This window comes from Nocardia sp. NPDC006044, from assembly GCF_042871115.1.
GTDB lineage: Bacteria > Actinomycetota > Actinomycetes > Mycobacteriales > Mycobacteriaceae > Nocardia.
In genome coordinates this window covers 569,069-595,825 of the sequence record NZ_JBIAID010000004.1, presented here as the reverse complement: position 1 = coordinate 595,825, position 26,757 = coordinate 569,069, and the positions used below count along the sequence as shown (strand labels likewise).

Annotated in this window: 12 protein-coding genes; 2 read left to right on the top strand and 10 right to left on the bottom strand. The window is 69.0% G+C overall.

The annotated features are described in order from the left end of the window. Positions 1-71: 71 nt before the first annotated feature. The 5 genes from ACFYO1_RS33830 to ACFYO1_RS33810 form a co-directional block, all read right to left on the bottom strand. Complete coding sequence (locus ACFYO1_RS33830; RefSeq protein ID WP_387240195.1) at positions 72-3,803, bottom strand: SDR family NAD(P)-dependent oxidoreductase; 3,732 nt, start codon at positions 3,801-3,803, stop codon at positions 72-74. A 17-nt stretch (positions 3,804-3,820) separates the two neighbouring features. Continuing rightward, the gene (locus tag ACFYO1_RS33825) at positions 3,821-4,600 is read right to left on the bottom strand and encodes a thioesterase II family protein (protein ID WP_387240192.1); all 780 of its coding nucleotides are present in this window, start codon (positions 4,598-4,600) and stop codon (positions 3,821-3,823) included. Beyond that, entirely contained in the window at positions 4,597-7,911 is a 3,315-nt protein-coding gene (locus tag ACFYO1_RS33820; protein ID WP_387240189.1) for an amino acid adenylation domain-containing protein, read from the bottom strand. Before ACFYO1_RS33820 ends, ACFYO1_RS33825 begins: the two co-directional genes overlap by 4 nt. A gap of 222 nt (positions 7,912-8,133) precedes the next feature. After that, positions 8,134-8,889, bottom strand: coding sequence for a thioesterase II family protein (locus ACFYO1_RS33815; RefSeq protein WP_387241666.1), 756 nt, complete (start codon positions 8,887-8,889; stop codon positions 8,134-8,136). Further along, on the bottom strand, positions 8,889-11,879 hold the full coding sequence (locus ACFYO1_RS33810) for an AMP-binding protein (protein ID WP_387240186.1): 2,991 nt from the start codon (positions 11,877-11,879) through the stop codon (positions 8,889-8,891). Before ACFYO1_RS33810 ends, ACFYO1_RS33815 begins: the two co-directional genes overlap by 1 nt. Positions 11,880-12,063: 184 nt before the next feature. Between ACFYO1_RS33810 and ACFYO1_RS33805 the strand changes: the two genes are divergently transcribed. Continuing rightward, positions 12,064-15,366, top strand: a complete 3,303-nt coding sequence (locus ACFYO1_RS33805) for a condensation domain-containing protein (protein WP_387240184.1) — start codon at positions 12,064-12,066, stop codon at positions 15,364-15,366. Positions 15,367-15,534: 168 nt separating this feature from the next. Beyond that, positions 15,535-16,752 carry a cytochrome P450 gene (locus ACFYO1_RS33800; protein ID WP_387240181.1) on the top strand — a complete coding sequence of 406 codons (1,218 nt, stop codon included), beginning with the start codon at positions 15,535-15,537 and terminating at the stop codon, positions 16,750-16,752. A gap of 86 nt (positions 16,753-16,838) precedes the next feature. Here the strand turns inward: ACFYO1_RS33800 and ACFYO1_RS33795 are convergent, their stop codons facing one another. From ACFYO1_RS33795 to ACFYO1_RS33775, 5 genes are all read right to left on the bottom strand, one after another. Further along, positions 16,839-19,520, bottom strand: coding sequence for a class I SAM-dependent methyltransferase (locus ACFYO1_RS33795; RefSeq protein ID WP_387240178.1), 2,682 nt, complete (start codon positions 19,518-19,520; stop codon positions 16,839-16,841). A gap of 63 nt (positions 19,521-19,583) precedes the next feature. Further along, positions 19,584-21,149 carry an amino acid adenylation domain-containing protein gene (locus ACFYO1_RS33790; protein ID WP_387240175.1) on the bottom strand — a complete coding sequence of 522 codons (1,566 nt, stop codon included), beginning with the start codon at positions 21,147-21,149 and terminating at the stop codon, positions 19,584-19,586. Next, positions 21,146-24,754 (bottom strand): condensation domain-containing protein, encoded by a 3,609-nt coding sequence (locus ACFYO1_RS33785; protein WP_387240172.1) that lies wholly within the window; start codon positions 24,752-24,754, stop codon positions 21,146-21,148. Before ACFYO1_RS33785 ends, ACFYO1_RS33790 begins: the two co-directional genes overlap by 4 nt. A gap of 312 nt (positions 24,755-25,066) precedes the next feature. After that, on the bottom strand, positions 25,067-25,471 hold the full coding sequence (locus ACFYO1_RS33780) for a PaaI family thioesterase (protein ID WP_387240169.1): 405 nt from the start codon (positions 25,469-25,471) through the stop codon (positions 25,067-25,069). A gap of 3 nt (positions 25,472-25,474) precedes the next feature. Then, the gene (locus ACFYO1_RS33775) at positions 25,475-26,599 is read right to left on the bottom strand and encodes a winged helix DNA-binding domain-containing protein (RefSeq protein WP_387240166.1); all 1,125 of its coding nucleotides are present in this window, start codon (positions 26,597-26,599) and stop codon (positions 25,475-25,477) included. Between the last annotated feature and the right edge of the window lie 158 nt (positions 26,600-26,757).

The window sequence follows — 26,757 nt, the reverse complement described above, 5'->3', positions numbered from 1 at the left end:
GCCTTTCCGGATACAACCGGAAAGGCCATCGTCTTATCAATTTCTGTTGGCGGAGAGGGAATTACCGACGCTCAGACCGCGATGCTGGCGGCCAGTGAACGCACAGTCGGCGACTCGTACAGCAACCCGACGCTCACCTGCTGCGCGAGCCGCTCGCTCAACGCCGCCGCCAGCTGCACGGCCCGCAACGAGTCGAACCCGAGCCCGAAGAACGAATCCTCCCGCCCGACCCTGGCCACCGCGAGCACGGCGGCCGCCGCCCCCGCCACCAGCTCTTCGAGCCAGCCCTCGGGCGCCACGTAGCCGGAACTCCCGGCGCCGATCGCGGCCAGCAACGCCGCCCGGTCCGGGGCGCCGCCGCGGTCCCGCTCGATGCGCGAGGTCACCGCCACCCGGGCGAAGATCGCGTGCCCGGCCAGCCTGGCCGCCACCGCCGACCGCACCCGCTGCGGATCGGCCCCCGGCTGCGGCACCACCGCGACCGCGATTGTCCCGCTGCGCAATTGGTCCGCGGCCAGGAACGGCTTGATCTGCTCGTGCGCCGGATCGGCGCCGAGCAGCAGGTGCGGCGCCCCGACATGCAGCGCACGCAACAGCGCCACCATCCCGGACACCGGATCGATCAACGACAGACCCCGATGCCGAGCGGCCGGGACGAGCGGGCTCCCCTGGTTCATGCCCGGCCCGCCCCACATACTCCAGGCCAGGCTCTGTGCCCGCCTGCCCGTCGCCGACCAGCGCTGCGCCCAGCCGTCGAGTACCGCGTTGGCCGCGGCGTAGGCGCCGAACCCGGTGCCGCCGAACAGTCCGTTGACGGAGGAGAAGACCACGACGGCCGTATCCGGCCGGGTGGCCAGGATCGCGTCGATGGCGACGCAGCCACCGGCCTTCGGGCGCAGCATCCGATCCAGCCAGTCCGTGGATTCGGTGCGTAACTCGTGCTCGGACAATCGATCCCACTGCGGCGCGACCGGAGCGCCCGCGAGGTGCAGCACCAGGTCCAGCCCGCGCCCCCACTCCGCCTCGGCCGCCGTCACCTCCCGGCGCACCGCGTCGGAATCGGCCACGTCGACCTGGCGATATCGGACCTCACCGACCGTGGCGAGGATCTCCAGTTCCGCCTGCGCGCCGGCGTCCAATTCCGCGACCGGCGTGCGCCCTACGATCAGCAAACGGGCGCCGTGCGCGGTCACCAGATGCTCGGCCACCATCCGTCCCAGCCCGCCGAGTCCGCCGGTGAGCAAGCAGGTTCCGCCGCGCGGCAGCACGCCGGCGGGCACGTCGAACGCCTCCGGCAGCGGCACCGTGCGCAACCGCTGCTGCCACGGAACTCCGTCGCGGACCGCGACCACATCCTGCTCGTGCCGCTGTTGTGCCAGTACGGCAAGCACATTCGCGTCCGCGTCGGCCGGGGCATCGATCAGCGTGCAGCGGGCGACCACTCGTTCCGCGCGCGCGGTCCGGACCAGCGCGGTCAGGCCGACCCGATCCGGCACCACCAGATCACCGGGAACGGCATGCGCGGCACCGGTAGTGAGGACGGTGAGCTCGGCATCGGGCCGAACCCGCGCCAGCACCCTTGCCGCCGTGAGGAATTGCGCCAGCACGGCACCGGACGCATCGGCGACCGCACCGGTGGCGACGAAAAGCACCTGCGGCGCAACAGTTCCGACCCGATCCAGCGCCTGTTCCAAGGCTTTTCCGAAGTGGTCGCTACGGGCCGGGAGCAGAACATCAACCGGCGCGAGCCAATCGACCTCCGGCCCGCTGACACAGGCAATCACCGGGCCGTCGGATCGCCGTCGCAGCGGCTGGTCGGACGGCTCCCAGCCGACCGCGAGCGCCGCCACACCGGTGTCGTCCTCCGTGACTTCGGGACCGGCGCCCTCGACTTCCCCGCCGTAACAACGGTCATCGAACCGCCCGGCGTGCCAGCCTTCGAACAACCGCTCGCGCTGCACTTTTCCGCCCTGCTGCCGCGGGAACTCCTGGGCGGTCACGGGCACCAGATAGGTCGCCCGCAACGCCAGATCCCGCGCCAGCGCACCTCGAATGGCGTCCACCAGCGCGGGCACGTCATCGGTTTCCGGCACGAAGAACACCACCAGCGCATCGGTCCCGGTGTCCGCGTCGGGCACCCCGACCACCGCCGAACAGGCCGGCCGCACGCCAGGAACCTGCTCGACCACCGCCTCGATCTCGTGCGCCGGAAAGTTCGCGCCGTTGACGATCACGGTGTTCTTCCCGCGACCGGTGAGATACAACCGGCCGTCGCGGAGAAACCCCAGATCCCCCGTGTCGAACCAGCCGTCGGCGGTGAAACTCTCCCGGTTCGCCCGCTCGTTGTGCGCGTACCCGCGGTGCACGGTGTGCCCGGACACGTGCAGCCGGCCGACCCGCCCTTCGGGCAGCACGTTCGCCTGATCGTCGGTAATGCGCAGCGCCACACCGGGTATCGGCGTCCCCGCCTCGGTCACCACCAGCGCACCCGGCGTGCCGACCGGCAGTTCGCGCAGCCCACCGTCCAACGAGGCGGGCTCGAGCGTGATGGTCCCCGCCGCCGGGTCATCGAGCCGCATGCGGGCGTAGGTCACCCCCGAAGACGTCTCCGACATCCCCCAGCACGGCACCATGGCGTCGGCCGGGAGCCGATGCGGCACAAGCAGTTCCACGAAGCGCCGCGCGGTGCGCGCCACCACCGCCTCGCCCGCGTTGCAGATGTTGGTCAGGCTGCTCAGATCCCAAGCGCCCGCCGCGATCTCCTCGGGCCGCTGACAGACCAGCGAGAACGCGAAGTTCGGCGCCCACGTGCAGGTCGCCCGGAATCGGTCGACACAGTCCAGCCACAGCAGCGGACGGCCGATCACCGACTCCGTCCGCACATTGACGTGCTCGCAGGTGAGAAACACGTCCCGTAGGTTGAACATGATCATCCCGCCGACATGGTCCAGCGGCATCCAGTTCAGCGACACCTCGTGCTCGGTGAAGTCGTTCGCGTCGATCGCGGCGTAGGTCCGCGCGACGATCGTATGGTGATAGTGCTGAACGCATTTGGGCGTGCCGGTGCTGCCGGAGGTCAACAGGTTCACGGCCAGTTGCCCCGGATCGGGCACCGTCCAGCCGGCCAAGTCCGGGCCGGACAGCGTACTCGCGTCCAGCACACGCAACGCCTCGCCGCCGGGCAACCGATCGCCCAGCGAGCACACCCCGGTGAGCAACTCGGGATCGGCGACCACCGGCGGATGTCCGAGTAGTTCCCAGGCGGCGACCAGCTTGCGCACCCCGGCGTTGTCGGTCCGGTACTCGGGCGCCGGAGCCACCGCGGTGGGCAGGAATCCACCGAGCACACAGGCCCACCAGACGGTGACGAAGTTCCGGCTGTCGGCACACTGCAACAGCACGGAATCCCCCACCGCCAGACCGTGTCCGCGCAGCCCGCCGAGCATCCGGCGAGCGTCGTCGTACAGCTCGGCGTAGGTCTGCCGATCCGTGCTCCCGTCCGGCAGCACATAGGTGGTGCCCCGATCCGGGGCCACCCGCGCGGCGCGGGCCAGCGCCTCCGGCAAGGTCGGCACCGCGTCCGCGGGCAAAACCGGCTCCGGCCCGCGGGTCGACGCGAGCCGGTCCGGCGAGATCGCGACACCCCTGGGCACGTGGCCGGCCTCGGTCGGCTGCCGAGTCCGCCGGGAACGTAGCTGCCGGTCGTACACGGCGGCCGCGTCGAGCACGCCCGCCGTGTCCGCCGCGATCCGGGCGATCTCGTCCGGTGCGATCCGGGTGCTTGGGCTGGCGGCAGTGCGCACGCGAGCGTCCTTTCGTCCTAAGCGGCCGGTACCACGGCGGGCAACTGCTCGCCGATCCGCCGTGCGACCGCCGCGGTGAGTCCGACGATGAAGTAGTGACCGCCCTCGACGCTCAGCGCGGTGTATCCGGCGCTGGTCTGCTCGGCCCAGCCGGCCAGGGTCGGCGCATCCACCGATCCGGTGGACCCGCGCACCGTGGTGATCGGCACCGGCAGCGGCGCGCGCGGCCGGTATCGGTAGTTCTCCCAGAGCGCGAACTCGCTGCGCAGCATCGGCAGCAGGAACTCCTGCAACTCCGCGTTGCGCACCACCGCCTCCGGCAGCCCGCCGCGCTCGCGCACGGCCGCCAGCAATTGTTCGCCGGGCAGCCGATGGAGCGGGTCCGCGGGCGGCGGCGCCTGCGGCGGGGGCTGCTCCCCGACGATCAGCCGCTGCGGCCAGATCCCGAACCGGCTACCCATCTCGTGCGCGATCTCGAACGCCAAAAGCCCACCGGCACAATGCCCGTACAACGCATACGGCATCGTCGTATAGGGGCGCAACGCGATCGCGCACGCGGTAACCAGCCGTCCGATGTCACTCGGCGGGTCTTCCCGCGACCGATCCTCGCGCCCCGGCGGCTGCACCACCACCGTCTCGATCTCGGCCGGCAGCAAGGCCGCCATCCGCTGGAACACCGACGCGCCGCCACCGGCGAACGGCAAGCAGATCAGCCGCTGCCGGGCACCCGGGCGCGGCAGCCTGCGCACCCAGAGCGAGTCCGTCGCGTAACTCACCGTCCCGATATCGGCGGTCATTGCACCGCCGTCCCGTCCAATTCGGCTGCCAGCGCGGCGATTTCGGCGTCGCTGCGGCCCTCGACCAGCTTCAGCGCGTCCGCGAGGGCGTCCTGCTGCGTCTGCTGCTCGGCCTTCGCCGCGTCGACCAGCGCGGCCAAGCCGGACACCGTCGGGTCGGCGAAGAAGTCCGCGATCGAGGGCGCCACCCCGAACACCGCGTTGACCCGCGAGGACAGCTGGATGGCCTCCAGGCTCGTCCCGCCCGCGGCGAAGAAGTTCACGTCGTTGCCGATCCGGACACCGAGCAGCGGCGCGAAAACCTCTGCGCGCATGACACGTTCGGTGGGCGTGCTGTTCTCCTCGTCGGCATCGGTCAGCTCGTCGACCGAGAACTCCACCGCGGGCAACCGCCGCCGGTCGATCTTGCCGCTCGGCGTGAGCGGCACCTCATCCAGCGGCACCAGCACCGAGGGCACCATCGCCGCGGGCAGCCGCCCGCTCACCGCCGCGCGCACGGAATCGAGTTGCAGCTCACCGGCCCGCTCGGGGACCACATAGGCGACCAGCATCGCGCCGGTTCGCGGCTCGATCACCACCGAGGCCACCGCCTGGGCGACCCCGGCCACCGCGTGCAGCGCGGCCTCCACCTCGCCCAATTCGATCCGGACGCCGCGGATCTTCACCTGACGATCGGCCCGGCCGACGAAGCACAGATCGCCCGCGTCGTCCCAGACCGCGAGGTCGCCGGTGAGGTAGCGGCGCGATCCGGGCGGCCCGTCCGGGTCCGGCCGGAACCGGTCCGCGGTCAGATCGGGGCGGCCGAGGTATCCGCGCGCCACGCCGAGTCCGGCGATGGCCAGCTCGCCGATCGCGCCGGGCGGCAGCACGCCCGCCCCGGTGCTGTCCACGACGTAGGCACGGTGGTTCGCCATCGCGCGCCCGATCGGCGGAGACGAGGTCCATTCCCCCGCACAGAGTTTGGCCACCACGGTCACGGTGGTCTCGGTCGGCCCGTAGCCGTTCCAGAAACCGCGGCCGCGCGCCCATCGGGTGGTCAGCTCACCGGTGAACGCCTCGCCGCCCACGAACGCCACCCGCAGATCCGGATAACCTTCCGGCGCAAGCAATCCCATGATGGCCGGCGGCAGATCGACAATGGTGATCCGCTGCCCGCGCAGCACCGCGTCCAGCGCGTCCACCGAACGCCGCTGGTCCTCGTCCATCACATACAGCACGGCGCCGCTGAGCAGCGTGCCGAAGATCTCGAAGACCGAGACGTCGAAACCGGGCGAATTGAAGTGCAGCACCCGGTCTTGCGGGGTGAGGTCGAACATCTCGCGCACGGTGCGCACGAAGTTGGTGACGTTACGGTGCTCGACCACAACACCTTTGGGCTTGCCGGTGGAGCCGGACGTGTAGATCACGTAGGCGGCCGCGGCCGGTGGCACCGCGGGCGCGAGGCCGGGCGGATCCGGCAGCCGCAGTGATTCGTGGTCCGGGTCGGGGTCGATGACCACCCGATGCGCCGGCGGCACCCGCCCTGCCGTAGTCGGCGAGACGACAATGGTTTTCGCGTCGGTATCCGCCAGGATCATCGCCAGCCGCTCGTCGGGCTGAGTGACGTCGAGCGGCACGTAGGCGGCCCCGGCGCGGAGCACGCCGAGCGCGACCGCGATCAGCGCGGGCCCGCGTTCCATCACCACCGGGATCAGGTCACCGGGTCCGGCGCCGGCCGCGGCGAGCCGGTCGGCGATGCGGCGCGACCAGTCGTCCAGCGCGCGGTAGCTCAGGCTGCCGTCCTGCCAGACCAGCGCCACGTGATCCGGGTCGGCGGCGGCGACCTCGGCGAAGAGTTCGTGCACCGGGGTGTCCAGGGGCAGCCCGATCGGGGCGTTCCAGTGTTCGAGGATGTCCGCGCGTTCCCGCGCGGTGCCGAACGGGGCGTCGCCCAGCGGCCGGTCGGGCTGGGCGCAGAGGGCGCCGAGGGTTTGCAGGAACCGGTCCAACAGGCGGTCGGCGGTGGCGCGACGGTAGAGCGCGGTGGCGAATCGCAGTGCCACCGTCGGCCGTTCGCCGCCGCTGACCTCGAGTGCCAGTTCGAACGCCCCGGCCCCGGCGTCGACCTGCTCGCAGCCGATCCGCACGGCGTCGGCCGCGATCGGACCCGCGGGTTCCCCGGTATCGACGAAACCGATCTGAACCAGGGGCAGCCGCCCGGTATCCGGCTCCACGCCGAGCGCGTCCAGGATCAGCTTGAACGGCAACGTCGCGTGCAGGGCGCCGGCCAATCGAGCGGCCCGCACCGCGGCGACCACCGCGACGAAGCTGTCCGCCTCGTCCAATTCGACGCGCAGCGGCATCAGATTGCCGCAGTCGCCGACCAGGCGATCGGCGTCGAACGGACCGGTGACGTCGAACGGCAGGCCGATGGTGAGATCGCCCCTGGCCGTGTGCCGGGCGATCACCACGAGCAACGCGGCCAGCAAGACGTCGTATCGCTCGGCGCCCGCCGTCCCGGCCAGGGTGTGCACGGCGGCAACGAGTTCCGGCGACATCGACCAGGTGACCACGTCGCTGCTCAGGTCGAGCAGTCGCGGACGATGACCGTCCGGCGGCAATTCCGTTCCCTCCCAGCCGGATAGCGCGCCCCGCCAATATTCGGTGGCGTCGCGAGCGGTGTCCTGCCCGCACCACTCCCGCTGCCAGTTCGCGTAGGCGCCGAAGTCGATCGCTTCCTGCGGCCACTGCGGCGTCTCGCCGGCCACCCTGGCGCGGTAGGCGAAAGCCAAGTCGCGCTGTACAACCCGCGCCGACCGCGGGTCCAGCACGATGTAGTGGCCGACCAGTACCAGCAGATGCCGCTGCGGATCGGCGCGCAGCAACCGGAGCCGGATCGCGGGGCCGGTGTCGAGTTGCAGACCGCGGCGCAACTCGTCCTGCACCACCTCGTCCGCCCGCGCCCGCAACTGCCCGTCGGCTACGTCCTCCACCGTAAGCCGCAGCTCCGGTACCGAAAGCACCTGCTGGGTGCCGCGCGTGTCCTCGTCCGGGAAGATCGACCGCAGCACCGTGTGCCTGCGCAACAGGTCGGTCAGCGCCTCGCGCAACGCCTCGACCTCGAGTGGGCCGTCGATCGGGAACGCGAAGCCGAGCCCATAGGCCAGGCTGCTCGGGGCGAGCCGGTCGAACAGCCACAGCTGCTCCTGCCGGTAGGACAGCGGTGCCGATCGGACCCCGGAGGAGACGTCTGCCAGCTGGGCCAGCAACTCGTCTCGGCGCTCCCCCGGGAGCTGGCGCAGTCGACGAAGCAACTCGCTCTGTGGACCCATGCCGTGGCCTCCCAGTCAATCTGCAACTTACTACAGCTAGATGTCGCCTGTTGAGAACAGACCCCTCGAAGTCAACATAATACTCTGCAAGCGACCATGAAAAAGTCTGTAGAAGGACAAATTTTCGATGCCGCACACCGGCGCGAAAGGACCCTTTACCTGCCGATACACGCGCGCAGCACGAAGACTGCGAGCGCTGGCTCGACCGCCAACTGACTACACTCAGCCGGCCGGTTCGGGCGCCGATCCGACCGCGAGCCGGGCCGCCAGCACCGCAAGCAACTCCAGCGGCGCGTTCAGGAAGCTGTAGTGCGTGCCGGGCAGGACCTCCTTCTCGGTCTCCGCCCATTCCGGCCAGCCGCCCATCAGCGTGTGCGGTACCTCCACATCCGCACTCCAGCCCAGTGCGGTGATCGGGCAGGGCACCGAACCCGCCGGGCGCCAATACCTCTTGTTCGCCTCCAGGTCGGCCTTCATCACGTCGATGAAGAGATCCACCAGCTCACCGGCCGATTCGGGCGCCCCCATCGCGGCGAGCAGCCCGGCGATCTCGTCGCGCAGGCCCTGCTCGTCCAGGCCGAGAAAGCGACCCCACGGCCCGTCCTGCGGCGCGACCTGGCTGGACACGAAGTACCGATCCGGTGCGGGCAGACCGCGTTCCGCGATCTGGATCACCAGCTCGAACGCGGGCAGCGCACCGCCGCAGTGGCCGAACAGCGCGTACGGACGGGCCGTGATCAGCTCGCCGACATCGTCCAGCAGCGCCGCGGCCACCTCTTGATAGGTGCCGAAATATGGTTCCTTGATGCGGTTCTCGCGTCCGGGTAGCTGCAACGGAACGACCTCGGCCGCGCCGATGGTCGCGGGCCAGGCCCGGTACATCGACGCGCCGCAGCCCGAATACGGCATGCACAGCAGCAACATTCGAGACTCGGGTGCGGGTTCGCGCAGAAACCAGCGGCGCTGCTGCCGTTCCATCACGCCTTCTCCCCGATCACCACGCCGTTGGCGCCGGGCGAGTCGAACCGGACCGTGCGCACCCGCACACACCCCGCGTCGCGCAGCCACGCACCGTATTCGGCGGCGGTGTAGTTCCGTCCCAGGCAGCCGACGAGCATGTTCATGCTCATCAGCGCCGCGTCCGCCGGACCGGTCTTGTCGTCGTCCACCAGGAGCTCGCTGATCACCACGAGGCCGCCGGACGGCAGCGCGTCCAGGCAGGCGGCGAGGATCTTGCGGTTCCGCTCCTCGTCCCAATCGTGCATGATCATCGAAAGCAGCACGGCGTCATGCCCGGTCGGCAGCGGATCGGTGAAGAAGTTGGCGGCGGTGGTACCGAGCCGGCCGGACAGGCCCGCGGTGTCGATCCGTTCCTGCGCGATCGCGCACACGTGTGGCAGATCCAGCACGGTGCCGCTCAGATGCGGGTGCTGCCTGCACAATTCAATCAGGGTGGCCCCGGATCCGCCGCCCACATCCATGATTCGGCGCACGCCGGACAGGTCTACCGCCTCGGCCAGCGTGCGGGCGGTCAGCGTGGAGTACGCCCAGAGCGCGCCCCAGAAGTAGGCCGGGGTGTTGCCCTGTTCGAAGATGGTCCGGCTCGGGTCGACCACCGGCCGGCTCGGCGCGTCCGTGCGGATCGCCTCGGCGGCCCGATTCCAGCCCGGCGCGGTGTGTTTGGCCACCATCTGCACGTAGTCGCCGAAGTAGTCGGGCCGGCCGGGCACCAGGTAACGCTCGGCCACGGCGGTGTTGCGGTAGCGCCCGTCCTGGTGTTCCAGCAGGCCGAGCGCGGTGCACGCGGTCAGCAGGATCTCCGCGGGGCGCTCGTTGATGCCGAGCCGGCCGGCCAGCTCCAGTGCCGTTGCCGGGCTCGGGGCCAAGGCCTCGAACAGGCCGGTCTCGATCGCGGCGGTCAGCGTGTGGGTGCGCCACATTCCGGTGGCCAAGTCGATGAGCAGGGTCGGTGGCGGCGCGGACGCGACCCCGGATCGTTGCGCGGGCGGGACGGCCGTCGCCAGTCCCTCGCTGATCGTCCCCGTGTCGGTGGTCATGCCGGCCTCCCTCGTTGGTCCGGGAAGTGTTGTGCTCGTGTGTATCCCGGTGATGTTCGAATGCTGCTCGACCCGGTGCAGCGGGGGCAGACCGCCGATCTGCGGTGCGGTGTCGAGCAGCGTGGCCAGGCCGCTGACCGTGCCGGCGACCTGGAGATCGGCCAGTTCGATCCGGCGGCCGAATTCCTGCTCGATGCGACCTTGCAACTCGGCCAGTTGCAAGGAGTCGCCGCCGAGTTCGACGAAGTGGTCGTCCGCGCCGACCCGGTTCAGGCGCAGGACATAGGAGAACAGCCGGGCCAGCACGGTTTCCGTGCCCGGGGCCGGGGCGCGCCAGGTGCTCGCCGGCCGCCAGCGGGCCCAGTCGGCGGGTGGCAGCTGCCGTCGATCGATCTTGTTGGAGGTGTTCTGCGGCAACGCGTTCAGCTGCACATAGGCGACCGGAACCATCCAGTCCGGCAACCGCTCCAGTGCGTAGTTGCGCAATTCCAACGGCGCCACATCGCGTTCGGCGACGAAGCAGGCGACGAGGCGCACCTGGTCGCCGTCCGGCGCGGTGACCACCGCGACCCGGCGCACGGCGGAGTGCAGGCCGAGCGCCCACTCGACATCGCCGAGTTCGACGCGATTGCCGCGGATCTTGACGATGTCGTCGATCCGGCCGTGGTGTTCGAGGATGCCGTCCGGACGGAGCCGGCCAGCGTCCCCGGAGCGGTAGATCCGGCTACCCGCTGCCCCGAAGGGATTGGGGCGGAATCGATCCGCCGTCTGCGCCGGATCTCCGAGGTAACCCAGGCTCAGGCAGTCCGAGTCGATCCACACCTCACCGATGCCGTCGCCGACCGGAGTCAGCCCGTCCTCCTCCAGCAGGTGCACGGTGACGCCCTCGATCGGGCGGCCGACGGTCGGCGGCAATTCGCGGTCCGCGGCGGTGGCGGTCGCGGCGGTGTGCCGTCGCTCCCACGGATAGCAGGAATGAGCGACCTGGAACGCCTCCAGGCAGCCATAGGACACCGCCACCTCGAACGGCAAATCCGCAGGCCCCCAACGATGTAGCCGCTCGCCGCCGCAGGTCAGCAGCCGCAGTGCGCAGTCGCGCGGCCACGGCAGGCTCTGCAAGACCTCGCCGACCGGGGCGACCACGAAGCACTGGGTGATTCGTTGCGCCAGTAGCCACTCCTGCAACGCCCGCGGGTTCGCGTACACGTCGCGCTCGCCGATCACGATGTGCGCGCCCCGCCAGAGCAGCCCGCTGACCTCGTGCAACGCGATCCCGGCACCGGCCGCACCGAGCCACGAGCCGCGATCGGCACCGGTGGTCGCGTTGATCGCCGCACTGCGGTCCGCGCTCAGGGCGATCCAAGAGTGCTGGGCCAGCACGATTTTCGCGGCGCCCGAGGAGCCCGAGGTGAACATGGCGTAGGCGAGCTCGGCGCGACGCGGCGGCCGGGGCAGATCGACCACGTCGTCCGTCGCGGGGATCCCGGCGTCGAGCAGCACCCGGGGCAATCCATCGGGCCCGGCCGGTATGGGGTGGCCGTTGCCCGCACCGATCACGACGACCGGCCGGGCGGCCTCGATCGCGCGGCTGAACCGTTCCGCCGGAGCGGCCGGATCCAGCGGCATGCAGACCGCGCCGGCCTTCAGGCAGCCGAGCATGCCGACCACCCACTCGATCGAACGGCCGAGATACATGGCGACGATGTCACCGCGCGCCACGCCCGAGCCGACGAGTTGCTGGGCGAGTCGGTTCGCCTGCTGGTTCAGCTGCGCGTAGATCAGTTCCCGATCGCCGTGCCGGACGGCAGGCGCCGCCGGCGTGGTGCGGGCGAAGTCCTCGATCCGGGAGACCAGTGTCGAATCCGTGCGCACGTCGTGGACGGCCGGTCGACGATTCAGTGATGAGGTCATGCCCTATGACTCCTCTGCGGGGAAGTCGGTGCGAGATGTCGATTTTTCTCAACACACCACGCATCACCGTACAGTCTCTTTGCCGGGAAGTCACGTGCGTGTTGGCTTGTGCAGCAAGGCAAGAACTCCTGCTCAATGGCTGCATAACAGATAAGGTGTCTGCATGAGAGACTACGAACACTCTATGCCTCTCGCGGCAATTCAAGAACACTTCTGGTTCCCGGACGGTTCGGCCGCCGAGCAGGCCCCGCTGACCGAGTGCGTCGGACTCGCCGTGCCGGTCTCGCTGGACTCGAATGCCCTGCGCACCGCGGTCCGCGCGATGCTGAGCCGGCACGAGATCCTGCGCAGCGCGGTGCGGGCCGAGGGTGGGCAGCCGGTGCAGGTGGTGCTACCGGTGCCGCAGCCGCTGCCGATCACCGAGATCGCGCTGCCGCTCGATCCCGGCGCGGACCTCGCGCTGCTGCGCGACCAGGAACTGACTCGATTCGCCTGCACCGGAATCGATCCGGCGGCCGGCGGCGCCATCGCGTTCCTGCTGATGCGCGGCGGCGGGCCGAACGGCGGCGATGTTCTCGCGGTGGCGCTGCATCACCTGTTCCTGGACGCCACGGCGGTTCGGCTGCTGCTCGCCGAGCTCAGCGCGGACTACGACGCCGCACTGGCCGGAAAGCCATCGCCGGTGCCGACACCGGAGCTGCAATACAGCGACTTCGTCAGGTGGGAAAGCGACACCCTGTTTCCGGCCTTCGAAGCCGCCGACACCGCGTGGTGGCAGGCGACGCTGCGCGACGCGCCGACCAGCCTGGACCTGCGGCCGGACCGGCCGCGGCGGCGGATCAAGCGCGGTGCGGGCCGGCGCACCGCCTTCGTCCTGCCCGGAGTGGCCGGCCTCGCGCTGCGCGGCACCGCGCGAACGCTGCGCTGCTCGCCGTACGCGCTGTGCCTGGCCGGGTGGGCGGCGACGATCGCCCGCTCTACCGGCCACCCGGACCTCATCCTCGGCGCACTCGCCGCCAATCGCACTGTCCCGCAGCTGAAAACGCTCATCGGCCAGCTGTCGAACACCGTCCCGCTGCGCCTCGACCTCGGCGGCGACCACACGCTGGCCGACGCGACGAAGCGCTGTTCGGACACCGTGGCGGCCGCGATCGAGCACGCCCGGCTGCCGTTCAACCGGATCGTGCGCGCCATCGGCGCGCCGCGCCCGACCGACCGGACCACGCTGATCCAGCACCTGTTCCTGCCGCCGGTGGACGCGGTCGGCGAGCTGCGGCTCGGCGGGCACCCGGTGCGGGTACTCGACATCGAACGCGAACGCGGCCGGTTCGACACCGTCGTCGAAATCGAGTTCGCCGGCGCCGAAGTCAGGCTGTGGCTGGAATACGACGGCGATCTCTACACGCCGACGGGCATCGACGCGCTGGTGCGGGATTACGCCGCCGTGCTGCGTCAATGGCTGGCGCGCCCCGAATTGCGGATGTCCGAACTGGTTTTGCACCAACCGGTTCCGGCACCGCTAGCCCCGATCAGTGCGGAGCCGGTCCGGATCCAATTGCCCGACGGAACGCCGATCACGGTGTCGCTGGACCGTTCTCGCGGTGCGGACTACTGGCCGGTGCTGACCGGAGTGACCGGAGCCGAAGACCTGCAACTGGATTCGGCACGGTCGGTGCATCAACCGTCGCCGCTGCTGCTCGCCGGAGCCCCCACCGGACTCACCGCGCGACGCGACGCGCAGGGACGGTTGGAGATCGTCGCCGGACTGCCCGAGACTGCCGCTGCCGAGCCCGACCTCGTCGAAAACCACACGGCGTCAACCTCGGACCGCCTGCTGGAGCTGGTGACCGAACTCTGGGCTCAGGCCCTCGAACACCCCGGGCTCAGCGCGGACGACGACTTCTTCGCCTGCGGCGGACACTCCATGCTCGCCACCCGGCTGACCGCCGAAATGCAGGAGACCCTCGGCGTGCCGGTCCGGGTGCGGACCTTGTTCGAGAATCCCACCCCCGGTGAACTGACCGTCCACCTGCGCACGGCGAATCCCGAACTGGACAAGATGCTTCAGCTGGTTTCGGAGTTGGGCGACCTGCCGGACGACCTGATCCCTGCCGTACCGAACGATCCGGAACATTCTGAGACTTCCGTACCGAGTTGGCCCGACACCGTCGTCGACGTGCCGCTGCTCTCCGGCCAGCGCCAGCTATGGCTGGCCGAGCAGGCCGACCCCGGTTCGCTCACGCACACCATCCCCCTGGTCCTGGACCTGTCCGGACCACTGCGACCGGACGCGTTCGCCTTGGCGGTGAACGATGTGGTGGCGCACCAGCCCGGCCTGCGCGGCACGTTCGTCGAGGTGGAAGGCCTTCCGGTACAACGGATCCACCCGCACACCGGCATCGACGTCACCGTCCTCGACCTCACGACACTCGATGAGACCCAACGCGAGGCCGAGTTGAAGCGCCTCGAACAGGACATCGCGTTCACCGGTTTCGAGATCACCGCCTACCCCTTGCTGCGCGCCCGGATCATCCGCCTCGACGCGCAACGCCACCAGGCCCAGCTGCTGTTCCACCACCTGGTCATGGACGAGGTGTCGATGACCCTGCTGATGCGCGAACTGAGCACCGCCTACCAGGCCAGAGCCGCCGGTCACCCGCCGAGGTTGTCCAGGCACGAAGTCGACTTCGGCATCCTCGCCCGAGCCGAACAGGACATGCTGAACGGCGCCGAAGGCGAACGGCTGCGGCGATTCTGGGTCCGCGAACTGGCCGGCGCACCGGAGTTGCGGATCCCCACCGACCGGCCGCGCGGTGACAAGGCCAGGTTCCGTGGCGAGTTCCTGGAGCGACCGGCCTCGGTCGCCGGGGCCGCCGCCGTGCGCGAGCTCGCGGCGGCGGGCAAGACGACTCCGTTCGCCGTCTTCTGCGCCGCCGTCGCGGTCCAATTGCACAGGCTCAGTGGACAACCCGACATCCTGATCGGCATCCCGACGGCCAACCGCACCCAACGCGGCGCGGAACAGTTGATCGGCTGCTTCCTCAACGTGGTCCCGCTGCGCCTCGACCTGTCCGGCAACCCGCGGTTCGACGAGCTGGTCCAGCGCGTCCGCGCGGCCGTATTGCGGGCCTATGAACACCAGCAGGCTCCGTTCGCCGACATCGTGCGGCTCCTGCAGCGACCCCGGGTGACCGGGAAGCACCCGATCTACCAGGTCACCTGCGAGCTACAGCTGGAGACCTGGATCCCGGCCCGGTTCGCCGCCGGTGTCGACTGCGACTATCGTTTCCTCACCCACGGGACCGCCCGATACGACATGGCCTTCCACGGCCTGCTGCGCCCGTCCGGCCTGTCCGCGATGCTCGAGCTGAACACCGATCTGTGGGACCACGCATCCGGTCACCAGCAGATAGACCAGGTCCTGCGGATCCTCGACGCCGCGGCCGCCGGCCCACGCACCCCGATCGCGGACCTGCTCCCCGAATGAGGTATTCACCCGAAATGTATACACTTTCGAGAACACTGCACTGTTGCCTCTGCCTGTGGCATTCTGGTTCAATAACACTCAACACTCGGCGCCCATAGTCTGCGATCTCGCGGTGCCTCCCCCGATGCCCGGGTCATAGGTGCGGCTCACCGAGGTTCGGAGGAAAACGTGACTGCGACAGAGCAACCCGCCACACAATCCGTCGTCGATCGGCTCACGACGACATTCAACTGGCTCGACCCCGAGTACACCCCGGAGCTGGCCGAGATCGTCAACCGCACGATCCGCGAACGCACCCCGGTCGCCTACTCGGCCGCGCACGGCGGCATGTGGATCCTGTCCCGCTACGCCGATGTCAAGGCCGCGCTGCGCGACCACGAGACGTTCAGTTCCGCTGCGGGCGTGCACTTTCCGCGCGCCGCGGGCATGCCGCCGTTCGCCCCCATCGACTTCGACCTGCCGGTGCAGGCCAAGATCCGCAACCTGATGGCGCCGCCGTTGAAGAAGCAGGCGATCCACGAGCTGGAAGCCTCGGTGTGCGCGCTCGCGGCCGAGCTGATCGCGCCGATCGTCGAACGCGGTCACGGCGACTTCGTTTCGGAGCTGGTCCAGCCCTACGCGATCGGCGCGCTGGGACTGGCCATCGGATTGTCCGTCGAGGTGCAGCACGAGATCCGCGCCATGACCAGCACGATGTGGCGCTACCTCGGCGAAGAGACCGACGCCACCAGCTTCTGGATGCACTACCAGCCCATCCTGGCCGGCGAGATCAAGCGGGCAAGGGAGAACCCCGGCGACTACTACCTGTCCTGGCTGGTGAACGCGACCCTCGACGGCGAACCGGTCTCCGACGATCTGCTCTACTCGATCATCGTCTCGTATTGCGTTGCCGGACATGCCAACACGATGAACACCGTGAACCGGATCCTGTGGTGGCTGGCCGGTGATCCGGAGCTCCAGCAGCGCCTCAAGCGCGAGCCCGAACTCATGGCGACCATCGGCGACGAGATACTCCGCCGCTGGTGCCCCACCGACCGTTTCACCCGGGTCACCACCCGCGAGGTAGTCGTCAGCGGCGTCACCATCCCCGCGGGAGCCCGCGTCGTCCTGCTCTTCGACGCCGCCAACCGCGACCCCGAAGAATTCCCGGACCCCGAAACCTTCTCCCTGAACCGCGGCAACTCCCACCACCACCTGACCTACGGCCACGGCATCCACCGCTGCCTGGGCGAACATTTCGCCCGCATGGAATTCAAGGCGGTGCTCTCCGAGATCGCCCGCCACCCGACCTTCCACCTCACCGCCGCACCTCCCATCCACTTCGACAACGGCCGCCACATCCTCTTCGACAGCCTCGAAGTCCGCTTCGACAGCTCGGCGGCGTAACACTGCACCCCGCACGCAGATGCCGGTGTTGTCCAGGTCGGACAACACCGGCATCTGCGTTGCGCGGTCGCCTACGGCGACCAGCCTCAGCGGCGGTAGAAGTCGCCGAAGGTCCATTCGACGTTGAGGCCGCGGCCGGTGCCGGCCGGGCCGCGGGTGAGGGTGGGCAGGACGTCGGTGCGCAGGAGGTGGCGCAGGACGCGTTCGCGGAGGTCGTCGTCGGCTACCTCGGGGAAGTACTCGCGCTGGTTGGAGGGGACCAGGACGGCGTCGACGAATTCGGCCTCGGACATTTCGAATGAGCGAACCCGCATGGCGCCCGCGAAATGTGGAGTGAGGGCGGCTTCTACGGCGAAGCGGTCGTTGGCGGTGGGCAGGATGCGGCGGTCGGAACGGCCGAAGGCCTGGATTCGTTCCTCTTCGGACAGGCGGGCCGCCGCCGCGGCCGCGATGCGCACCGCAGCCGGGAGCCCGTCGACGCGGAACGAGTCCGCCTCGGCGATCAGCTGCATCCAGTGTTGCCGGGCCAGCCGGTTGGGGTCGTGGAACAGCACCGACGACTCGGCGGCCGGACCGAGATCCGGTGTGCTCCAGATCAATCGGCCGCCCGGCACCAGCACCCCGGCGAGGTTGGCGGCTACCTGAGTGAACGCCCGAGCGGGGATCAGGTGAAACACCATGTTGGCCATGACGATATCCATCGCCCGGCCCTCGGTGACGTCGCGCAACGCGCGGAAAGCCTTGTCCCGCGACTGCATCGAATGAAAGCGCGTCCACGGGCTGCCCCGGAGCAGTTCATAGCCCTTGGCGAACCAGCCGGAGGGTATGTCCACCAGATGGATCTCGAACTCGGCACCGATCCGCGCGAGCCGTTCTTCGAGTTCGATATCCCGGCACGCCTTAATCAGCTCGATAGCGGCCAGCCCGGTGCCCGCCCCGTAGTCCATGACCCGGATGACCTCACCCGCTGTGGCGGTGCGGGTTCGGCGATCTATCTCCAGCAGAACGTCTTTGACGACCACACCGGTCGCCGCCGCACACCACCCGCGCGGCTGATGGATGTCACCACCGTCGAACAGCAGCCGGTGCAGTCCCTCACCGTCGGAGAGGTCGACCGAATCGTCCGGCCGCCAGGTGTCGTGCCGCTCCGGCGAGGCGGCGGCCGCGAACGACCGATCCCCCTCGGGACGGACGGCCAGGCGGTTCAAGCTGATCGCCACGAACGGTTTCCGTGCCGGATAACGCTGTTCCAGGTAGGCGATCGACTCCAGCCCCGCGTCCCGGCAGCAGCGCATATAGGCGGCGTGATCGACGAGCAACTGATGCGAGTATCCGTGGTAGGCGTCGAACGCGATGCTGTGCAGCGACCCGATATGCCGCCGCACGACCTCCGGCGGCACCGAATGCGCCTCCAGCACGACCATTCCATGCTTGCGAATGTTGTTGCGCCACCGGCGCAGATGGACGACCAGATCGTCCTCGATCTCGCGGTCGGACAACGCGTGACCGGCCGAATCGACGGCCGCGCCCTTCGACCGTCCGCCCGGCATCGCGACGCCCGCACCCCGGAACTCTCGATTGTGATCGATGAAGCTCCGGATATGCAGCCCGTCCTCGACCGCGACACCGACCTCCTCCAGCTGGATGCGCACCCCGTCCGGATCGCCGATGTCCCCGGCCAGCAGCAGCGCCGGAACTCCCGCCGCGCGCAACGTTTCCCGCGCGCAGTCCAACGCCGCCTCGTTGACGTCGATGCCGACCATCAGCAGCGGATCGGTGTCCAAGCAGCGCCCGCGCAGCGTCGATTCCCGAATGAGGTGATACAGCCGCGCAAGCCACGTTCCGTCGCCACATCCCATGTCGGCGATGAACGTAGGTTGACTGGAAACCGGTGTCCGATCGAAGATTTCGACGAATATCCGATCGGCATCCGCGTAGTAGCGGCGGTGCGCGTGCCCGCTCGCCACCACGTTCAACTCCCGATTGACGTGCCACTCGGGCACACCGAACTCGGTCGTCACCACGAGCTCGCCCCGATACAACTCCGGCAGCCGGGCGAACATCGGCAGATACGACCCCACCATCCCGAAATGCGTGGCGAACGCGCACAACTCACGCCCGAGACCGGTCCAGCTCGCCTCCGCGTCGACATACCCGGACGTCTGTAAGAGCCGCAACGCCGCGCGTCCGAATCGGCTGGCGGGCAACACCGGTCCCTCGGCGTTTAACGCCCCCGACGCTTGCAGATGCAGCACCGTGGGGACGATCAGGCCACCTTCGACATGAACCGGAGAATGCGCCTGCTCGAGCACGAACTCGCGCCGCCACACCGCCAACGCCCCGGTCAACGCCTCGTACTCCGCGACGAGATCACCCCGCCACGGCACCGCCCAGGCCTCCGGCGAAGGATCGTCGAACGACGCCAGAAACCGCCCCACCCGCAGATAGCACTGCGGCGCATCGGCAACCGCCCGCCCGGCCCGCGTCCAGTTCAGGAATACCGACATCGGGTCCAGATCGGCAGCCTCGCGCAACCATCCCTGCGCCACCAGCGACCGCAACGCCACCCGAAGATATCCGAACCCACTCGCGGTCAGGTCCGGCAGCAGCTTCCGCAGCGACCGTTCACCACCGGAATCCGTTGTCAGCAACCCCAATCGGTCGAGCGCGCGCAACGTGACCGAAAGGACGACCCCGTCGTCGTACAGGAAACACTTGCGCCGCATGGCACTTCGAAAATCAATGGTCTGCGATTCTTGAACGGTCATGGTGTCGTCGCCTCGAGTTCATGGTTCGAGCGGATGGAATGGCAGACCCGCCGGGCAGGCCGGTTATGCGCGAACGCGGGCCGAATCCCCTGCCGCCGTTCCGGTTTCGGCCAGCAGCCGAAGCCGGCGCCGGTCCAATTTGCCGCTCGGCACCTGCGGCAGCGCGTCGACGACGTGCAGCACGGCGGGCACCATGTGCTCGGGCAGCGTGGCACGCAGGCGCTCCCGGATCGCCGCGGTATCGATCCCCGCGTCGGCGACCACGAACGCCACCAGGATCAGATCGATGCCCTCGCTGCCGGCCGGCGTCACGCCACATGCGTTGACCTCCGGGTAGTTACTGAGCGCGGATTCGACCTCGCCGAGCTCCACCCGGAATCCCCGGATCTTCACCTGACTGTCCGCGCGGCCCAAATGATCGATGGTTCCGTCCTCGCGGCGACGGGCCAGATCCCCGGTCCGGTACATCCGTTCGCCGACGCCGTCGGGTGCGGGCACAAATCGCGCCGCGGTCAGACCGGGCTGCCGCCAGTAGCCGAAAGACAGTTGCGCACCGGCGATATAGAGTTCGCCGATCGCACCCGGCGCCAGTTCGTGGCCGGCGTCGTCCAGCACATACGCGCGATTGCCCGGAATCGGAAGACCGATCGGCGGCAGCGGCGGCCATTCGTCCGGATCGTCGGCGAGCGGATGATTGATGACGGTGTGCGCCTCCGACGGCCCGTACTGCTGGAACAGCCGGCACTCCGGCAACTTCTTCAGCAGCGCCCGAAGCGCGTTCGTGCACTGCAACTGCTCCCCCGCCGGAATGATCTCGCGCAGCCGCACCGCGTCCAGGTCGACCTCGTCGGCCACCATCACCAGCGACTGCAACCCGACGTAGGGCAGGAATATCCGATTGATCCGCGCCCGGATGATCAGATCCCAGGTGAGCACAGGATTCCGGCGCGTGGTGTCGTCGATGCAGACCAACGTCCCGCCGGAGATCAGGGTCGCGAAGATCTCCTGCATCGCGACATCGAACGAGATCGCCCCGTATTGCAACGTCCGGCTCCCGGCACCGGACACCGACGCGCTCGCCTGCCAGCGCACCAGATTGGCCAGCCCGGAATGCGGCATCAGCATGCCCTTGGGCCGCCCGGTCGACCCGGACGTATACAGCAGGCAACACCCGTTCGCCGGATCGGGCTCGTCCAGCGGGTCCGCGGGCACGTCCGCCGAGCCGTCGAAAACCTTTGGAATGATGAATGGTTCACGTCCATCCGAGACGAACGGCGCGACGGTGTGCGCGTGCCCGACCACCACGGCCGCGCCACTGTCGTCCACCATCATCCGCAATCTCGCCTGCGGATACGTGACGTCGAGCGGCAGCACCGCCGCACCCGACCGCAGGATCCCGACCAGCCCGACCAGCAGGCTCGCGGACCGCTCGGCCGCCAGCGCGACGACCTGCCCCGCCCCGACGCCCCTGGCCCGCAGCCCGTGCGCGATCCGCGCCGACTCCCGCCACAACTCGGAATACGACAGACTCTGCGCGTCGTCCACGACCGCCGGAGCGTCCGGGTAGTCCGCCACGGCGGCGCCGATCCCGCCGACCACTGTGCGCGAACGGATTTCGCTGTGCGTCACCGGAGGAACCCCCGCTCGGCGTCGAGACCTTTCAGCTGCTGTTCGATCTCGGACACCACCGCGCCGAGCCCGGGATTGCGGATGACGCTGTAGTGGTCGCCCTCGATCTCGCGCACCACGAGCCCCGGCGCGAACTCGCGCCACGTCTGCGCCATCCCCGGCGGCGACTGCGTCGCGGGCAACAAGTGCACCGGCCCGGCGTACTGCCCAGGCGGCCGGTACGCCGCCACGTTGAGCATGTGCGAGCGGTACACCGAGAACTGACGCATCATCTCCTCCAGATCCAGCACCTCGGGTGCGGCAGAACCCCACCGTTCCAACAGATCCGCGAACACGCGCCGCGGCGACAAACGCCCGAGCCCGGACAACGTCGGCAGCTGAACTCCGAAATCCGCACTGACACTGTGCAAATAGCCCTCGGCCAGGCGCGCCTCCGCGTCCGGCGCGGCGGCGTCGACCTCGAACAGCGCGGAGTCGATCAACGTCAGCGGCACTTCCCGTCCGCCCCGCTGCGCGTGGAGGCGCGCCATCTCGAACGCCACCACCCCACCCAGCGACCAGCCGACCAGCGCGAACGGTCCGCTCAGCACGTCTTCGGGCAACTGATCGAGATACCGCTGCGCCAACGCGGTCACCGAGGGCCCCGGATCACGGCCTTCGAACGCGTACACCGTGCGGTTGCTCAACGCGGTAGCCAAAGCGACATAAGGGAATACGCCGCCGCTGGCCGGATGCACGGCGACCACGGACACCGGCTCGAACCCGGCCTGAATCTCGACCAGATTGCTCAGCGTCCCGGCCTCACCGGACATGCTGACCACCCGCGCCGCGAGATCGGCCACCGTGCGATGCCGGAACAGCACGCTGACCGGCAGATCGATCCGGGTCGCCTGCCGCAGCCTGCTCATCAGCTGGATGGCCAGCAGCGAATGCCCGCCGAGCAGGAAGAAGTTGTCGTGAATGCCGACCTCGTCGACCTCGAGCACGGAACGCCAGATGTCGACGAGCAGCCGCTCGGTGGCGTTGCGCGGCGCGACCCGCGCGACTTCGCGGTCGTCCCAGTCGATCTCGCGCAGGGCCGCCGAATCGACGGTGCCCCGCGCGGTCAGCGGTAGCGAGTCGAGGAAGACATACGACTTGGGCACCAGCGGGCCGGGCACCAGTCGTTGCGCGTGGGCCCGCACGTCATCCCGCAGTTCGGCCCGATCCGGCTGCGCACCCGGCGAAGTGGCGAGATAGGCGACGAATCGCGCGGCACCGGCGGAGTCGGCGATCGAAAGGACCCGCGCGTCGCTCACCGACCGATGCGCGGTCAGTGGCGCTTCCACCTCGCCCAGCGACACGCGGACCTGCCGCAGAAGTACCTGTGCCGCTTCCGGTCCCAGCAGTTCCAGCTGCCCGTCTTCCCGGAAACGGCCGAGGTCACCGGTCGCGACGTCGCTGCCGGGCGCATGACTCACCCATACCCGGCCGGGGGCGCCGATCGGGAGCGGGTGTCCCTCGGTATCGCGGATGCGGACCGCGAGGCCCGGACAGACGGTGCCGGCGATGTCGCGCCCGAGCGGCCGATCGTCCAGGCAGCGGCGCGACGCGATGTCGCCGATCCCGGCAACCCGGTAGGCAGACCAGAATTCGGTGTCCGGGAGCAGACGCAGGCAACGCACCTCCAGCTCGACGCCCAACGGCTCGTGTGTGCTGATCACCCTGCGGATCCTGGGCGAAAGGTACTTCCGTTCAACAGCATCCATCACCTGACTCAGCAGACCCGGTGCGATGCACAGGGTATCGACGTCTTCGGTCGCGAGCGCGCGCAACACCGCGTCGAACAGTCCGGCGCGCACGTCGACCAGCACCACCTGCGCGCCGGCCTCGAGCGCCCAGACTGCCTCGTCGACCTCGATCGCCGCCGGTGTGGCAGCGAACAACACGACACCGCGCGACGGCAGCGGAAACCGAGCTCGCCGTCGATCCACCGCCCGGCGCAGCACCGCATCGATCCCTTTGCGCCACGCGGGAATCAGCTCATCGACCAACCAGCGATACGCCCCGGTCGCCGCGTCGTTCGGCACCGGAACCGGCTCTCCGTCCGCGAACACGATGTGCGGCCCCACCCGAACCACCGGCTCGCCCGAATCCGGCGCGGCGACAGGAGAACTCGTCCCCACCGCCCCACCTACCCGGTCGAACTCCTCCAGATCCGCCGAATCGAACAGGTCCAGCCCGGACAGCGGCACCTCCGGCCGCGCGATCGCCGCCGCAATCAGCCGTTCGAGCAGCGTGGCCATCCGCGCCACCGCCGCCGCGTTGAGCAGCTCGCGGTTGTACAACCAGCTGCCGCCCATCTCCTCCTCGGCGACGAACACGTTGAATTCCAGGTCGAACCGCACGATCCCGGTGTCGAAGGGCACCAGGTCGGCGTCCAGATTCGGCAGCCGCACCCGGTCGTTCGACGCGGTCTGGAAGTTGAACAGCACCTGGAAGATCGGCGTGACCGTCGGATTGCGGTCCGGTTGGAGCTCGATCACCAGCTTCTCGAACGGCATGTCCTGATGCGCGAACATGTCCTGCGTGCGTTCGTGCCCGCGCCGGATGGCCTCGGCGAGGCTGGGCTGTCCGGTCATGTCCATCCGCATGACCAGCGTGTTGACGAAGAATCCGATCATGCCCTGCAACGCGCTGTGCGTCTGGCCCGCCGTCGCCACGCCGACCACGATGTCGTCCTGCGCGCAGAACCGCTGCAACAGCGCGTTGAAGCAGGCCAGCACCACCACGGACGGCGTGGTCTTCGCGTTTGCGGCGAAAGCCAGCAGGTCCTCGCGCAATTGGCGGGAGTACGTGAATTCGTGGACGCCACCGTTGGCGCGCTGGTGGGCGGGCCGCGGCGCGTCGTGTGGCAGTTGCAGCAGGCCGGGCGCGCCGTCGAGGCAACTGCGCCAGAAGTCGTTGAGCTCGGTCAGCCGCTGCCCCGACAGCCGCGTCCGCTGCCATACCGCGTAGTCGATGTACTGGTTCTGCAATGGCGCCAGCTTCGCCGGTGCTCCGCCACGCATCTGCGCGTAAAGGCCGTCCAGTTCGCGGAACAAGGTGACGATCGACCAGCCGTCGCAGACGATGTGATGCACGGTCAGCGCGATCAGATGGGCGTCCGGCGCGACCCGGACCAGCAGAACGCGCAGCATCGGCCCGGTCGCCAGATCGAACGGCCGCCGGATCGAGGTCCGCACCAATTGGTCTGCGGCAGTGACCGGGTCGGGCTCGGCGCTGACGTCGTGGCTATCGATCTCGGGCCGGAAGCCCGGGCCGACCCGCTGCACCGGAACACCGTCCCGGCTGACGAACACGGTGCGCAGCACCTCGTGCCGATCGATCACCACTTCGAGCGCACGCGCGAACGCGACCGGATCGGGCGGCGTGCTCGTCCGCAGCACCACCGGGACGTTGTACGCGCAGCTGCCGGGCACCAGGCTGTCCAGAATCCACAACCGCCGCTGCGCGAACGACACCGGACCCGTGCGCCCGGCCGATTTTCGCTCGGCGCCGGCGAGCATTTCCGCGAGCAGCCGGCGTTTGTCCGCGACGTCCATGTTCGCGATCGGACTGTGCATGCTGTCCCCGTCTCCTCTCGTCGCGGTCTCCGTCGACAAGACGGTGCTGAACGCGCAGGCCGGAATGAGCCGCCCGGCTCGGGACGAGTCCACAGGGTCGAACCTGCCGACTCTTCAGTCTCTGATGACTACTCGACATAGTCATCGAAGATACGACATTTATGTCACACCAGGTCATGCGCGTCAAGGCCGGTGCGCACCCGGCGAAGCGTTGCCTGTTCGCAGTGTTGTATTTGGCCGACAACTGATGACTTCCGCCCGGCGGGCACAGCGGTACCGGGCACGCCGGACACTCGCTGAACGCCCGGCGGCTCAGCGCAGATTCTGCAGCCGGACCTGCCCGCGGGCGACCAGACTGCCCACCGCGTCCACCGTCTCCACCACCCAAACCTGGTGCGTCGCACCACGATGCACCGGCAGCGCGGTCGAGGTCAGCTTCCCGTTGGCCACGGTGGCGGGCAGGAAGAAGTCGGTGGCGTTGCTGACGCCCACCACCATCCCGCGATCACCGAGCCAGCAGTCCGCGGCCACACTGGCCACCGATTCGACCACCGCGCAGTGCACACCGCCGTGCAGGATGCCGTGCGGCTGCAGCAGGTCGCCGCGCACCGCCCAGCCCGCGACCACCCGATCCGGGCCGATCTGCTCGAAACGCAGGCCCAGGTGCTCGATGTAGGGTCCGAGACCCAGCTCGACTTTGTCTGTTGTTCCGGCCATTGCTCATCCCACCGCTCGATCGACCCTTACCGTCAGCCGGCTCAATCCGCACGCGCGCGCGACATGCGCCGCTTCCCGCTCGAGCTCCTCGCGTGGCAGGTCGCCTCCGTCAGGGAACGGGGTCACCACCACCTCGTGGCCGGCCAGCTCCCACACGCCGCCGATCCGGCCGTCCACCACGACGATCGGCGATATCCACCCGGACGTACGGCTCACCGCGGCGCGATGCGCCTGCGGAAGAATCCGGTCGTCTTTGGTCCCGGGGCCGAGGATGTACTGGTCGAAGCCACCCAGCAGCCGAACGCGTGGGCATTCGGCGGTGTCGGCGAGTTCGGCCGCGTACTCGGTCGGGATCAACGCCGCGCGCCCCTCGACGTCGACCTCGGTCAGCTCATCGCCCAAGTCCGCGAACCACTTTCGCAGCCTCGGCTTGCTCGTACTGTTCAGCGACAGCCACCGGTCGAACGCCTCGGGCGTGCTGGGACCGTACGCACCCAGGTACGCCTTGATCACCGTGGCCGCCGCGACATCCAGGTCCGGCGCTTTCGCCCAGTCCGGATACTGACTGGCCGGTAGCGTGAAGGTCACCTTGTTGCCCCGATTCGGGCCGTGGCACAGCACGCCGCGCCAGGCGAGTGGCTTCAGCACCTGACCCCAGCCCGACCGCAGCCTGGCCTCCATCCCGGCGAATCGCTTGTCCGACACCAGTTCCCGGACCAGCTGATCGCGGGTGAGCACCGTGCCGTCGAGCAGGTCGGCCACCTTCTCGGTCAGGTCGTCGATGTGCCGCGGCGTGACGCCGGAAGCCCGCTGCCAGGACGGTTTTCGCCAAGAGCCGTTGGCTTCCATCAGCGTCAGATAGGCGCTCGCCGTGCTGGGCGTCAGCAGATGCAAAGTCCCGCGCATCGCCCAGGTCTTGATCAACCCGAGCCCGGCGACGTCCCGGTTGACGCTGTCCCGATCGGGCGCCGACTGCCGCAACGCGACGGCCAACTCGGCGGCACTCCAGACCTGAACCTGCACACCGCACAGTCTGCCGACGATCTCACCAGCCGTCCCGGTGCTGCGCGGAGCCAGGTATTGCCGTCGCATCCGCCATGCGGAAACCTGCGCCCCACTGACCTTCACGCAGCCTCCTCAAGTGAATAGCACCCCACACTACACCTGGTCTGTAGTCTCTGGCCGCCCCTGTCCGGCCACATATTTCGCGGATGACCGGCGAATCTCGCCCTGTCGGTACGCTAGCTCGCGTCTCGTATGTCGAGTACAGTGTCGCTGGAGACATC